This window comes from Pseudoalteromonas sp. Ld19, from assembly GCF_045064135.1.
GTDB classification, from domain to species: domain Bacteria; phylum Pseudomonadota; class Gammaproteobacteria; order Enterobacterales; family Alteromonadaceae; genus Pseudoalteromonas; species Pseudoalteromonas aliena.
On sequence record NZ_JBISHA010000021.1, the window covers coordinates 38,233 to 51,756 of the forward strand.

12 protein-coding genes are annotated in these 13,524 nt (G+C 38.9%); 2 read left to right on the forward strand and 10 right to left on the reverse strand.

The window, feature by feature from the left end; all coding sequences use genetic code 11:
* The first annotated feature begins 207 nt into the window (after nucleotides 1-207).
* Both ACJJVZ_RS12065 and ACJJVZ_RS12070 read left to right on the forward strand, forming a co-directional pair.
* Entirely contained in the window at nucleotides 208-1,530 is a 1,323-nt protein-coding gene (locus ACJJVZ_RS12065) for a DEAD/DEAH box helicase (RefSeq protein WP_077537958.1), read from the forward strand.
* A 2-nt stretch (nucleotides 1,531-1,532) separates the two neighbouring features.
* Nucleotides 1,533-2,363 carry a S1 RNA-binding domain-containing protein gene (locus ACJJVZ_RS12070; RefSeq protein ID WP_077537959.1) on the forward strand — a complete coding sequence of 277 codons (831 nt, stop codon included), beginning with the start codon at nucleotides 1,533-1,535 and terminating at the stop codon, nucleotides 2,361-2,363.
* Between the two features lie 88 nt (nucleotides 2,364-2,451).
* Here the strand turns inward: ACJJVZ_RS12070 and ACJJVZ_RS12075 are convergent, their stop codons facing one another.
* The 10 genes from ACJJVZ_RS12075 to gyrA all read right to left on the reverse strand — a co-directional run bounded on the left by ACJJVZ_RS12075 (nucleotide 2,452) and on the right by gyrA (nucleotide 13,407).
* Nucleotides 2,452-2,826, reverse strand: coding sequence for a hypothetical protein (locus tag ACJJVZ_RS12075; RefSeq protein WP_405600743.1), 375 nt, complete (start codon nucleotides 2,824-2,826; stop codon nucleotides 2,452-2,454).
* Between the two features lie 90 nt (nucleotides 2,827-2,916).
* Nucleotides 2,917-3,621, reverse strand: a complete 705-nt coding sequence (gene pyrF, locus ACJJVZ_RS12080; RefSeq protein ID WP_077537961.1) for an orotidine-5'-phosphate decarboxylase — start codon at nucleotides 3,619-3,621, stop codon at nucleotides 2,917-2,919.
* A gap of 186 nt (nucleotides 3,622-3,807) precedes the next feature.
* The gene (gene lapB, locus ACJJVZ_RS12085) at nucleotides 3,808-4,944 is read right to left on the reverse strand and encodes a lipopolysaccharide assembly protein LapB (RefSeq protein WP_405600747.1); all 1,137 of its coding nucleotides are present in this window, start codon (nucleotides 4,942-4,944) and stop codon (nucleotides 3,808-3,810) included.
* Between the two features lie 2 nt (nucleotides 4,945-4,946).
* The gene (locus tag ACJJVZ_RS12090; protein WP_024612800.1) at nucleotides 4,947-5,228 is read right to left on the reverse strand and encodes a lipopolysaccharide assembly protein LapA domain-containing protein; all 282 of its coding nucleotides are present in this window, start codon (nucleotides 5,226-5,228) and stop codon (nucleotides 4,947-4,949) included.
* A gap of 25 nt (nucleotides 5,229-5,253) precedes the next feature.
* Complete coding sequence (ihfB, locus tag ACJJVZ_RS12095; RefSeq protein WP_007376597.1) at nucleotides 5,254-5,541, reverse strand: integration host factor subunit beta; 288 nt, start codon at nucleotides 5,539-5,541, stop codon at nucleotides 5,254-5,256.
* 67 nt (nucleotides 5,542-5,608) lie between these two features.
* Nucleotides 5,609-7,276 carry a 30S ribosomal protein S1 gene (gene rpsA, locus ACJJVZ_RS12100; protein ID WP_077539018.1) on the reverse strand — a complete coding sequence of 556 codons (1,668 nt, stop codon included), beginning with the start codon at nucleotides 7,274-7,276 and terminating at the stop codon, nucleotides 5,609-5,611.
* A 96-nt stretch (nucleotides 7,277-7,372) separates the two neighbouring features.
* On the reverse strand, nucleotides 7,373-8,083 hold the full coding sequence (gene cmk / locus ACJJVZ_RS12105) for a (d)CMP kinase (protein WP_138584908.1): 711 nt from the start codon (nucleotides 8,081-8,083) through the stop codon (nucleotides 7,373-7,375).
* A 106-nt stretch (nucleotides 8,084-8,189) separates the two neighbouring features.
* Entirely contained in the window at nucleotides 8,190-9,467 is a 1,278-nt protein-coding gene (aroA, locus tag ACJJVZ_RS12110; protein WP_405600752.1) for a 3-phosphoshikimate 1-carboxyvinyltransferase, read from the reverse strand.
* On the reverse strand, nucleotides 9,467-10,549 hold the full coding sequence (gene serC / locus ACJJVZ_RS12115; protein ID WP_405600755.1) for a 3-phosphoserine/phosphohydroxythreonine transaminase: 1,083 nt from the start codon (nucleotides 10,547-10,549) through the stop codon (nucleotides 9,467-9,469). The genes aroA and serC overlap by 1 nt, the downstream gene beginning before the upstream one ends.
* Nucleotides 10,550-10,707: 158 nt before the next feature.
* Nucleotides 10,708-13,407 carry a DNA gyrase subunit A gene (gene gyrA / locus ACJJVZ_RS12120; protein WP_405600757.1) on the reverse strand — a complete coding sequence of 900 codons (2,700 nt, stop codon included), beginning with the start codon at nucleotides 13,405-13,407 and terminating at the stop codon, nucleotides 10,708-10,710.
* Nucleotides 13,408-13,524: the final 117 nt, after the last annotated feature.

Consider the following 13,524-nt stretch of genomic DNA (forward strand, 5'->3'; position numbering starts at 1 on the left):
TATATTTCCTATTTTGCCTTGTTAGCCAGTATTGGCGTTTACCGAATCGTAAATCCGGCGCATATGGGGCGCGTATTTTACGCTTTTTTGGATTAATTGCAAAAAATGCTGCTATAGAATGGTTTTTACTGTTAGCACGGCACCTCAGTAAGCTATAATACGCCAATAAATTTAAAGACTTAATTGCTCATTTTGGAGAAACACACATTGCAGTTTACTGATCTTGGGATTGATACACGCCTTGAAACACAATTAGCACATCAAGGGATCACCCAGCCCACCGATATTCAAGCGCATGCAGTGCCTACCGCACTTGCAGGGCATGACATTTTCGCTCAGTCTAAAACTGGGTCGGGCAAAACCTTAGCGTTTTTACTACCTGCAGTACAACGGGTGATGAAACAAAAGGCACTCAGTAAACGCGATCCTCGTGTACTTATTGTTGCGCCTACACGAGAGCTTGCAACACAAGTGTTCACACAACTTCGCTTATTAATTGCAGGCACAGCAATTAAAGCGGTGAAAATCCTTGGCGGAGAAAACTTTAATGATCAAGTTAAAGCACTGCGAAACGATCCACAATTTGTAGTCGCAACTCCAGGTCGTTTAGCGGATCACATTACACAACGCTCATTACAATTAAGCGGACTTGAATTACTTATTTTCGATGAAGCCGATCGTATTTTAGATTTAGGCTTTACCGAACAGTTAAAAATGATTAACGAGCAAGCGAATCACCGTTTACGTCAAACATTACTGTTTTCTGCAACGCTGGATCACGCGCAAGTAGATGCTCTATCTCGTAATTTATTAAAAAAACCAAAGCAAATTACGCTAAGTGCAGCGAATGAGCAGCACAGTGATATCACACAAACACTCTATTTAGCGGATCATCTAGATCACAAAGAGGCATTATTAGAACATTTTTTAAATCAAGATGATGTTGGTCAATGTATTATCTTTACAGCAACGCGCGCTGATACAAGCCGTTTAAGTGAAGCACTTAATGCTAAAGGATTTAAGTCGGTAGCACTTGCTGGTGATTTAACACAAAATAAACGCCTAGATATTATGGACTCGTTTAGTCGTGAGAATTTTAAAATATTGATCACAACGGATGTTGCCTCACGTGGTTTAGATTTGCTCAGCGTAACGCATGTAATTAACTTTGATTTACCAAAACATGCTGAAGAATATGTGCATCGCATTGGACGTACTGGGCGCGCAGGTTTTAAAGGAAGTGCGCTTTCGCTGGTAGGCCCTAAAGATTGGGCTAGCTATTTAGCCATAAAAGCATTTTTAAATGATGAGTTAAATTTTGCCAGCATTGATGGTTTAAAGGCAAAATTTAAAGGGATAAAAGAGAAAAAACCTGAATCTGTATTGAAAAAAGAAAAAACAGTTGTTGCAAAAAAGCCACTATTTAAACGAAAAGCAAAACCTAAAAAACCATCAGCCCCAATTAAAGCACCCATGAATATTGATGGCGATACACCGATGCGCCGTAAAAAAAAGCCTGAGCAGGAATAATTATGAGTTACCTAGGAACAACACAAACCTTATTTGTAAAAGAAGTAAGCAATGAAGGTGCTTACCTTGATGGCCATGATTTAGGTGAAGTATTTTTACCAAAACAAGAAATAAAACATGAGCTTGAAGCTGGCGATAGTATTAGTGTATTTATCTTTTTAGACAATGCTAACTTAGCCACAGCGACAATTAAAAAGCCTCATGCACAAGTAGGTGAATACGCCCTACTACGCGTTAAAGAAATAAACAGTATTGGGGCATTTTTAGATTGGGGGCTTGAAAAAGATGTACTAACCCCGTTTAACGAACAAAAGCCACGCATGCAAGAAGGTCATTCATATTTAGTTCGTTTGTACCTTGATAATGCAAGCCAACGTATTTGTGCATCAAACAATTTTAATCGTTTCCTATCTAAAGATGAGCCGCAATATACTCACTTACAAGAAGTGGATTTAATTGTTGCTGGCAAAACAGATATTGGCTATAAGGTATTAATTGAAGAATCGCACTTCGGTGTTGTATTTTACAATATGGTATTTAAAAGCTTATTTGTGGGCCAAAAGCTTAAAGGTTTCATTCAAAAAGTACGTGACGACGGAAAAATTGATGTCGTACTAGAAAAGCCTGGTATGGGAAAAGTAAGCGATCTTGGTGAAACTATTATGCAAAAGCTTAAGAATGAAGGGGGTGTGATCCCACTAGGCGATAAGTCTGATCCTGAAGCAATAAAAAAGATGTTTTCTACCAGTAAGGCTAACTACAAAAAAGCAATTGGTGGACTATTCAAGCAAGAATTAATAGATATTGAAGCAAAGTCAATTCGTTTGAAGTAATTTTTTACTGATAGAAGTTGAGTGGCCAACCACTCAACTTCTATCTTCACTCAATAATAAACTGCCTATTATTAAATTATTCTTTTACTTAGCCCATAATATATTTATACGGTAAGGTGCATTGCGTATATTGCTTTGAATAATCAATAACCTCTTCTTTAGTTTTTAAGTTCAAAGGTGCTAGACGAAAAATCCTACTTTCACAATCAGGCTTCCTATCATCATGATTATTAACACATTCACGAGCACTAATATCTTGAGAACTAAGGACATCTTCGTTTTTATAGCACAAGTGATGTGCATAATCTGCCATAGTCTGTTTGAAATCAAAAATATTAACGGGGTAGCTCGCGATAACATCAGCAACTGTTAAAGCCTCAGAATCTATCTTCCCTGATAAATAATATTTGTTTACTGAGAAAGCCGCAACAGCAAAAATAACCACATAGAATAACAATTTCAAGACAAACCCTCACTACATATAAACAATATTTTGTAATATTAGAACCACATATAGTAAGAATTTTAGCATCAATTAACTATTTTTGTTAATTTAATTAATCGAGCGATTAACATCATTAAGCACTTTTACAGGATCATTCGATTTTGTTATAGGTCGTCCAATAACAAGGTAATCACTTCCAGCATCAATCGCTTGTTTTGGTGTCATGATACGCTTTTGATCTCCTGCATCACTACCTTCCGGACGAATACCTGGCGTAACCAATTTAAATTTATCACCAAGTTCAACTTTAAGCACTTTTGCCTCTTGTGCTGAACAAACTATGCCATCAAGCCCTGCTTCTTTTGCAAGCCGAGCTAAGTAAATGACTTGTTCCTGCGGGGATTTTTCAATACCTAAACGTTTGAGTTCTTTTTCATCCATGCTTGTTAAAACAGTCACAGCAATAAGCAAAGGCGCTTTATCGCCAAACTGCTCTAAAGCAAGTTTAGCTTTATGCATCATTTCAAAACCACCTGATGCATGTACATTAACCATCCATACACCCATTTTTGCGGCTGCAGTGACAGCTTTAGCTACAGTATTAGGAATGTCATGAAATTTTAGATCTAGAAACACATCAAAACCTAAATCAATTAATTCTTTAACAAAAGCAGGACCGAAATAGGTAAACATCTCTTTACCGACTTTAAGACGGCAAGTATCAGGAGAAAGTTGTTTAACAAAATTTAGGGCAATTTGCTGATCATCGTAATCTAATGCAATGAGAATTTTTTTTGAATGTTCGAAAGACATAACTATCCTAATGTATGGCAATAAAGTAATTATATAAATAGATCTAATAAAATAGTTTTAGCGGGTAATTTTGGGTGTCGATAAAGTAAATTTATACAAGCTTACTTTATAAAAATTAAAATCAGTAAACACATGGCTTAATTTGCTAAAATACTCATCTTTTAAATCCGTTATTAAGGGGGGTTATTAAAATCCATCTAACCCTCTGCTTGGAACAATGGTTTCCCAATGTTTACAAGAAGGGCAATTCCAATAAATTGTATAGCTAGTAAAGCCGCAATGCTGACATTGAAAATCAGGTTTAGTCGCAATATATGAGGTAACAAGTTTATCAATCTGCTCTAAAACTTCTTTCGTGTTTTTATTTTGATCAGCCATCAATTGCAGCAAAAAACTAAAACCGCGAATTGTTGGTTGTCGTTTTAAACTATCAGTTAAAAACTCAAATGCTTGCTCTGTGAAACCTTGTTCTAATAAAGCCTGACAATGTTTTATTTTTATTAATACGCCGCCTTTTTCTAATAAGTCATTTACTAGCTCATGAAATTGGTGCGTTAGGTTTAGTTGTTTGTAACTGTGTGCGAGTCTATCAATAAATAGCGGGGCAAATAACGTAAATTGAGTAACGAGTTCTCGCCAATAATAAATGGCTTTAACGTAATCCTCATTTGTATAAGCAGATAAACCTAATTCGTAAAGAGGACGAACAGCTTTATAATTTAAACTAATCGCTTTTCTCATTAATTGTGGGGTGTTATCAGCTAAGGCTGATTCACAATAAAAATTTGCGATCGCTTTAAATTGTTGTTCTTTTGAAAATAATTCGCTGTGGGCCTCAAACATGTTGATGCCTTTTTCCCATTCACGGGTTTGTGAATATAAAGTAATAATAGGTTCGAGAGCTTCAACATGCCCTGCTTTTACTAACCAAACTAGATGCTCCTCTGCACTGTCAAGCAAGCCTGCCATAATATAATCTTCGGCGAGCTCTAATCTGCTTGTAGCTGCTTGTTGTTCATTTAAGCTTGGATGTTTTAGAAGAAGTTCATGAATTTTTATCGCTCGGTCTAACTCACCTCGACGACGAAACATGGTGGCAAGCGTAGAATAATGTTCAACTGAATCAGCAGAAACTTCGAGTAGATTAATTAGGTGCTCTAACCCTTGATCTTCTTCTCTATCAAGTAAAAATTTTAAACCTTTACTATACTCAGAAGTGATCTGACGGTTAAGTTGATGAGCTTGGTTTTTAGCGCTATTTTTACCCATCACCCAGCCGTAACCGGCTGCTACAGGTAATAATAAAAACAAAAGCTCAATCATGATTAGGTGTCTTTATTAGCAGCAAGCTTTTTTTTATCTTTTTCAGGCGCTAATTGTTTTTTTAACCGATAATTTTGCCATTTTAATTGTGAGAACAATTTAAAACTAATAAAACAACCGATTACAACACCTAACAAAAAGCAGATACTTATGATTACAGCTAAAGGTAATGTATTACTGGCAATTATATAATTAATTTGTACTAACTGTGGATTTTGAGAACCCAATACAAAAGCACTAATAAGGCATAGTGCAACCAGAATAATTTTTAATACCTTAAACAAGTAACTACTCCAATAAATTAGTTAACTAGGCAATACTTTCATTTACGCGGTCGCGTAATTCTTTACCTGGTTTAAAATGAGGAACATGCTTACCGTCTAACTCAACTGTATCGCCAGTCTTAGGATTACGACCTGTGCGAGGAGCGCGGAAATGCAAAGAGAAACTACCAAAACCTCTGATCTCTATACGATCTGAAGTAGATAATGAGCCGGCCATTTGTTCAAGAATTTCTTTTACAGCATTCTCAACATCTTTCACTGGAACGTGCGCGTGTTGTTCCGCAAGTGTTTCTATCAATTCTGACTTAGTCATAGCGTTTCCTTAAAAAGAGATATAGGAAGGGCAAAAAATGCCCTTCCAACTAAAAACTAATTATATATTAGTCTTTTTGTGCATTTGCGAAAGCAGCTGCCATTGCGTTTTCAAACACTGGCTCTTCTTTCTTAAGCTTCTCTATTACTTCTTTCTCTTCTGCTTCGAAAAGAGCTTTAACAGATAAACTTAAAGTGCGGTTCTTGCGATCAACACCAACATATTTCACTTCAATTTCGTCGCCAACAGAAACAACTGTAGTTGCATCTTCAACGCGCTCTTGAGCGATATCAGCTACACGAATGTAACCTTCAACGCCTTCGATAAGTTCAACAGTTGCGCCTTTAGCATCAACTTCAGTCACTTTACCCTTAACAATAGCACCTTTTTTGTTTGCATCAAGGTAGTTATTGAATGGGTCAGCTTCGATTTGTTTAACACCTAGAGAGATACGTTCACGCTCTGGGTCAACTTGTAATACGATAGCAGTGATTTCGTCGCCTTTCTTGAATTCACGTACAGCGTCTTCGCCAGGTGTATTCCAAGAAATGTCTGAAAGGTGTACAAGACCGTCAATACCACCGTCAAGACCGATAAAGATACCGAAGTCAGTGATTGATTTGATCTTACCAGTAACTTGATCGCCTTTGTTTTGTAGACGAGCAAATTCCTGCCAAGGATTAGCAATACATTGCTTAAGACCAAGAGAAATACGACGACGTTCTTCGTCAATTTCTAGAACCATAACTTCAACAGTATCACCTAATGATACAACTTTTGAAGGATGGATGTTCTTGTTAGTCCAATCCATTTCAGAAACGTGTACTAGACCTTCAACGCCTTCTTCGATTTCCACGAAACAGCCGTAATCAGTAAGGTTAGTAACACGACCAGAAAGTTTAGAACCTTCTGGGTAACGACCAGCGATAGCTGCCCATGGATCTTCACCAAGCTGTTTAAGGCCTAGAGATACACGAGTTTTATCTTTGTCGAATTTAAGAACTTTAACTGCGATTTCGTCGCCAACATTAACGATTTCTGAAGGATGCTTAACACGCTTCCACGCCATATCAGTAATGTGTAGTAGACCATCAACACCACCAAGATCAACGAATGCACCGTAGTCAGTAAGGTTCTTAACGATACCTTTAACTTCTTGGCCTTCAACAAGGTTAGCAAGAAGCTCTTCACGTTCTTGTGAGTTTTCTGATTCGATAACTGCACGACGTGAAACAACAACATTGTTACGTTTTTGATCAAGCTTGATTACTTTAAATTCAAGCTCTTTGCCTTCAAGGTGAGTTGTGTCACGTACTGGACGAACATCAACAAGTGAACCAGGTAGGAAAGCACGGATTGAATCAACTTCAACAGTGAAACCGCCTTTAACTTTACCGTTGATAACACCAGTAACAGTCTCTTGCTCTTCACATGCTTTCTCAAGACGGATCCACGCTTCGTGACGCTTCGCTTTCTCACGAGAAAGGATAGTTTCACCGAAACCGTCTTCAATTGCATCTAGTGCAACATCTACTTCGTCGCCTACAGCAACTTCAAGTTCACCAGCAGCATTTTTGAACTGCTCTGCAGGGATAGCACTTTCTGATTTAAGACCAGCATCTACAAGTACAATGTTATTCTCGATAGAGATTACTGTACCTTTAACGATAGAGCCTTGCTCTGCTTCAAAACCCTTTAAGCTTTCTTCAAATAACTGCGCAAAATTTTCTGACATACGAATATACGTCTCATATATTAATACCAATAAGCAACCATGCTGCATGGGGTTGTTAAAATAGCACTGGCATCCTGCTGGTGCATAAAATGTGTTTTAGCTTCGTTTAGGAAGCTTACCTTCAGAGATGGCGATGTCTAATAAAGTTATAACTTTATCAAACACTTGCTGAGCATTGAGTTCGCTAGTATCGAGCTCTATGGCATCCTCCGCAGGTACAAGCGGCGCAACCGCACGATTCATATCGCGCTCATCACGATCTTGAATGTCTTGTAATAGACCACTCAGTGTAACATCAAGACCGCGCGTATTCAACTCAACAAAACGTCTGCGCGCACGCTCTTGTGCACTTGCTGTTAAATAAATTTTTAACGGTGCATCTTGAAAAACCACAGTGCCCATATCACGACCATCGGCAATTAAGCCATTTTCACTGCGAAATGCACGCTGGCGGCGCAATAATGCTTCACGAACACGAGGTAACGCAGCTACTTTTGACGCAGCTGACCCGACTTCTTCATTACGAATAGTGGTTGTTACATCTTCGCCTTCTAAAATAACTTTTCCAGCGTTAGTTTGGCTATCCACCAAAAACTGTACATCTAAGTTTGCAGCGAGCGGCACAAGTGCCTCTTCATTGTCTAATGCTATTTGATGATGAAGTGCTGCAAGGGATAATACGCGATAAATTGCACCGCTATCCAATACATCCCATCCCAACTTTTCGGCTAACAAGCGACAAACAGTTCCTTTACCTGAACCACTTGGGCCATCAACGGTGATCACGGGCATTAATAACGCCTGCATTTAAACCTCCTGCAATGCACACCTAAATAAACCGCGATATTATACGTCAGTTATTAAAATATATCTGCTATTAGTGTGTAACTTTTTATAAATAGTTATAACAGTCCTATTCACTCACTGATGCTAATACATTGAAAAATGTAGGAAATGTTTTATAGGTACACTTCGGATCATTAATCGTTATAGGCTTTCCACCAACGGCTACCATAGCAAAACACATTGCAATGCGGTGATCATCGTAAGTGTCTATTGCTACATCGTTGAAGTGTTTAGGCGGTGTAATTTCTATAAAGTCGTGTCCCTCTACTACCTCAGCACCAACCTTTCTAAGCTCAGTTGCCATTGCGTGTAGCCTGTCTGTTTCTTTTACACGCCAGTTATAAATATTACGGATAGCAGTTGGACCTTTTGCAAAAAGCGCCACTGTTGCAAGAGTCATAGCAGCATCAGGAATTGCATTGGCGTCAATATCTACGCCTTTTAGCTCGCCTTTACGTACAACAAGTCGCTCATCATACCAATCGATTTTGGCACCGACTTGCTCCATGACTTTAGCAAAACCAATATCCCCTTGGACCGATTTAGCACCTACTCCTTTAATTTCAATTTCGCCACCAGCAATCGCTGCTGCTGCCACGAAATAAGAAGCAGAAGATGCATCGCCTTCAACCATAATACGTTCAAGCGATTGATACTGTTGACCACCTTTAACTTTAAACGTTGCATAATCACTGTGTTCAACATTCACACCAAAACGTGCCATTACATCAAGGGTAATATCAATATAAGGCTTAGAGACTAACGTCCCTTTAATTGTAATTTGTGTATAACCATTAAATAACGGTGCAGCCATTAACAAAGCGGTCAAAAACTGACTTGAAATACTGCCATCAATTTCAACATCACCACCTTTTATTTGACCACCTACAATTTTAAGTGGTGGGTAGTCTTTGTGTTTTGTATAGGTAACATCACCACCAAGCGCTTGTAGAGCATCAACCAAGTGCCCTATCGGACGCTCTTCCATACGTGGCTCACCAATTAGCTCATACTCACCAGCAACGGCAGCAAGCACAGCGGTTAATGGTCGATAAGCAGTACCTGCATTACCCAAAAACAACGGCTCACTAGGCGTTTTAAGTACACCACCAACGCCTTCAACCGTTGCAACTGTTCGCTCATTGTTTAAAGTAACATTTACACCTAATAACTTTAAAGCGCCCAACATATGACGAATATCATCACTATCGAGCAAATTTTCAACTACGGTTGTACCATTTGCAAGTGCTGCAAGTAACAAAATACGGTTAGATAAACTTTTTGAGCCTGGTAATGTCACGTTGCCGTTTACACGAGAAATAGGGTCTAAACGAAGTTGCTCCATTAACTGTGCTCCTTTGCAAATGCGTCCATAAAACTAACAAGTGCTTGAACACCCTCTAGTGGCATCGCATTATAAATACTCGCGCGCATACCGCCTACAATTCGATGCCCTTCAAGTGCAAGCAAACCCGCATCATTAGATTGAGCTACAAACTTATCATTTAAGCTTTCATCAACAAGCCAAAATGGAACGTTCATACGTGAACGACAATGCTTAGCTACTTTATTTGTATAAAAGCTCGATCCATCAATAAAATCATAAAGTAGCTGCGCTTTAGCTATGTTCTGAACTTCCATGGCTTTTACGCCACCATTTAGCTCTAACCATTCAAATACTTCAGCCGCTAAGTACCAAGCAAAGGTGGGAGGTGTATTAAACATGCTGCCTTGTTTTGCTTCTAAGGCGTAATCTAAAATACCGGGTTTAGGAAGACCTTCACGCTCAAGTAATGTTTTACGAACAATAACAATCGAAATGCCCGATGGGCCTATGTTTTTTTGCGCGCCGGCATAAATTAAGTCAAATTTATTTACGTCTATTTCGCGCGATAAAATAGTCGATGACATATCAGCAACAATTGGCGCAGTTGGATGACTCGGCACATCAAAAATCTCTAGGCCATCTACCGTTTCGTTAGGGCAATAGTGAATGTAAGATGCATCTTCAGGTAACACCCAATTAGTAACCTGTTTAATCGAAAAATCACCATTTACATCGTTACGAACATCAATTGAAAGCGTTTTGGTAAATTTGTTAGCTTCATCCGTTGCACTTTTTGACCACACGCCATTTTCACAATAAACAGCAGTTTTACCATCTTGGTGTAAATTTAATGGCACGGCGCTAAACTGGCCACGACCACCACCATGCATAAATAGCACTTCGTATTCGTCACTAATGTTCATCAAGCGTCTAAGGCTTGCCTCACATTTTGCAGTTAATGCTAAAAACTCTTTGCTGCGATGACTCATTTCCATTACAGAAACACCTAGGTCTTGCCAATCTAGAAACTCTTTTTGCGCTTTTTTCATAACCGCTTGCGGTAGCATAGCCGGTCCCGCACAAAAATTATATTTACTCATTACCTTTGCCTCATTCCAGTAATTTAACGACTATGCATGAACCTATAATATCCATCCACTCAATCTCACGATTTTAATGAATAAATATAATCTCATACACTGTTAATTTTTTTCAACAACATTAAAAAAAGCGGCCAAGGCCGCTTTTTCAATCTCAATTATTCTGAAGGAGGATTATCATCCGCTACTTCATCAACAACTGTATCTACTGTTTCAACGTCTTCAATATCAACCAAGTCACTTTGAGTAACTTCAATCTCTTCTATACGTTGTAAACCAACTACTTGCTCTTCGTCAATAGTTCTGATCAAAATAACACCTTGGGTGTTACGTCCAACCGTAGAAACTTCATTAACACGAGTACGTACTAAGGTACCACGATTCGAAATAATCATTATTTCATCGTTGTCGTCAACTTGCACAGCACCAACAACAGCACCGTTACGTTCACTCACCTTAATTGATACAACACCCTGTGTTGCACGACTCTTCGATGGGTAATCTTCAAGTTGTGTACGCTTACCGTAACCATTTTCAGTTACCGTTAAAATAGCACCGTCAGTTTTTGGTACAATTAACGATACTACGCGTTGCTCGTCTGGCATTTTAATACCACGAACACCCGTAGCAGTACGACCCATTGGGCGAACACCTTTGAAGCGAATCTCAGGGTTACCTTCTTCGTCTAATACTGGGTTACCGTTTTCATCAACAACTGTTGTTTCTTCAGCTTCTTTAAAGCGCACAACTTTACCTGCATCAGTGAACAACATAATTTCGTTGCTACCATCGGTAATATCAACCCCAATCAAGCTATCGCCATCATTTAAGTTAACAGCAATAATACCGCTTGCACGTTGACGACTGTAAGCCGTTAATGGTGTTTTCTTAACTGTACCAAATGCTGTTGCCATAAAGATGTATTTATCTTCTGCGTACTCGCGTACTGGCAATATAGCAGTAATACGTTCATCAGCTTCAAGTGGTAACAAGTTAACAATTGGCTTACCGCGCGCTGCACGACTTGCCAGTGGTAACTGATATACTTTAAGCCAATATAAACGACCGGCCGTAGAGAAACATAAAATAGTATCGTGTGTATTTGCAACGAGTAGACGTTCAATGAAATCTTCATCTTTCATCTTCGTTGCTGATTTACCTTTACCACCACGGCGTTGTGCTTCGTAATCAGACAATGCCTGATATTTCACATAACCTTCGTGAGAAAGTGTGACGACAACGTCTTCTTCCGTAATTAAGTCTTCAAGGCTGATATCGTGAGCTGCGGCATTAATTTCTGTACGACGTTCATCGCCGTATTGTGCTTTAATTTCAACTAACTCATCACGAATAACTTCCATTAAACGCTCTGGTGTTGCCAAAATATATAAAAGCTCAGCAATTAAATCTAATAATGTTTGGTATTCACTAAGGATTTTTTCATGCTCAAGACCTGTTAGCTTATGTAAACGTAAGTCTAAGATAGCTTGGGCTTGTTGCTCAGAAATAAAGTACTGACCATCACGAATACCTAAATCGGCAGCAAGCCAATCTGGGCGTGCAACATTATCTTCGCCTGTTTTTTCAAGCATAGATTTAACATTACCTAATTCCCACGAACGTTCTGTTAGAGCAATTTTAGCTTCTGCAGGTGTAGGTGAGTTACGAATAAGTTCGATAATAGGGTCAATGTTTGCAAGTGCAATAGCTAAGCCTTCTAGCATGTGTGCACGGTCGCGCGCTTTGCGTAAATCAAAAACAGTACGGCGAGTTACTACTTCACGACGGTGAATAATAAACTCTTCAAGCATTTCTTTTAGATTAAAACACTTAGGTTGGTTATTAATTAAAGCAACCATGTTCATACCAAATACAGTTTGTAACTGAGTTTGTGCATATAAGTTATTTAAAATAACTTCGCCTACATCACCACGTTTGATCTCAATAACGATACGCATACCGTCTTTATCGGATTCATCACGAAGTGCACTAATGCCCTCAATTTTTTTATCTTTAACAAGCTCGGCAATTTTTTCAATTAGACGTGCTTTATTAACTTGATACGGAATTTCGTGCACTATAATTGTTTCACGACCGGTTTTTTCGTCTGTTTCAATCTCTGCACGTGCACGCATGTACACTTTACCACGGCCAGTTTGGTAGGCTTGCTCTATGCCTTTTTTACCGTTGATAATCGCAGCTGTAGGGAAATCAGGACCCGGAATGTAATCCATTAACTCAGTAATCGTTAAATCAGGATTCAAAATAAGTGCTAAACACCCATTCACAACTTCAGTTAGATTGTGAGGTGGTATGTTTGTTGCCATACCTACCGCTATACCCGATGAACCGTTTACTAATAAGTTAGGAACTTTTGTCGGTAAAACGTCTGGGATTTGCTCTGTGCCATCGTAGTTAGGAACGAAATCAACCGTTTCTTTGTCAAGATCGGCTAATAATTCATGCGACATTTTTGCCATACGTACTTCTGTATAACGCATTGCTGCTGCTGAATCACCATCAACCGAACCGAAGTTACCTTGACCATCGACTAACATGTAACGAAGCGAAAATGGCTGTGCCATACGAACTATCGTGTCGTAAACTGCACTATCGCCGTGTGGATGGTACTTACCGATTACGTCACCGACGACACGTGCCGATTTTTTGTAAGGCTTGTTCCAATCATTACTAAGCTCGTTCATTGCAAACAAAACGCGGCGGTGAACAGGTTTTAAACCATCACGTACGTCTGGTAATGCACGTCCTACAATTACGCTCATCGCGTAATCTAAATAGGAGTTTTTTAACTCGTCTTCAATATTGACCGGCTGAATGCCATGGGCGAAATCAGTCATTGATATCACATTCCTTCAGTATTTGCTCTCAACAACCCAGTATTAGGCATCAAGAGTATTTGTTATTATTACTAACAGCTATGCTATCACAATTAATTTTAATTTACAGGCGCAAAA

Excerpts from the sequence above, each read along its gene's own strand:
- ACJJVZ_RS12070 (WP_077537959.1), top strand. The coding sequence starts at position 1,533 with ATGAGTTACCTAGGAACAACACAAACCTTATTTGTAAAAGAAGTAAGC.
- pyrF (WP_077537961.1), bottom strand. The coding sequence starts at position 3,621 with ATGTCTTTCGAACATTCAAAAAAAATTCTCATTGCATTAGATTACGAT.
- lapB (WP_405600747.1), bottom strand. The coding sequence starts at position 4,944 with ATGATTGAGCTTTTGTTTTTATTATTACCTGTAGCAGCCGGTTACGGC.
- ihfB (WP_007376597.1), bottom strand. The coding sequence starts at position 5,541 with ATGACTAAGTCAGAATTGATAGAAACACTTGCGGAACAACACGCGCAC.
- rpsA (WP_077539018.1), bottom strand. The coding sequence starts at position 7,276 with ATGTCAGAAAATTTTGCGCAGTTATTTGAAGAAAGCTTAAAGGGTTTT.
- cmk (WP_138584908.1), bottom strand. The coding sequence starts at position 8,083 with ATGCAGGCGTTATTAATGCCCGTGATCACCGTTGATGGCCCAAGTGGT.
- aroA (WP_405600752.1), bottom strand. The coding sequence starts at position 9,467 with ATGGAGCAACTTCGTTTAGACCCTATTTCTCGTGTAAACGGCAACGTG.
- serC (WP_405600755.1), bottom strand. The coding sequence starts at position 10,549 with ATGAGTAAATATAATTTTTGTGCGGGACCGGCTATGCTACCGCAAGCG.
- gyrA (WP_405600757.1), bottom strand. The coding sequence starts at position 13,407 with ATGACTGATTTCGCCCATGGCATTCAGCCGGTCAATATTGAAGACGAG.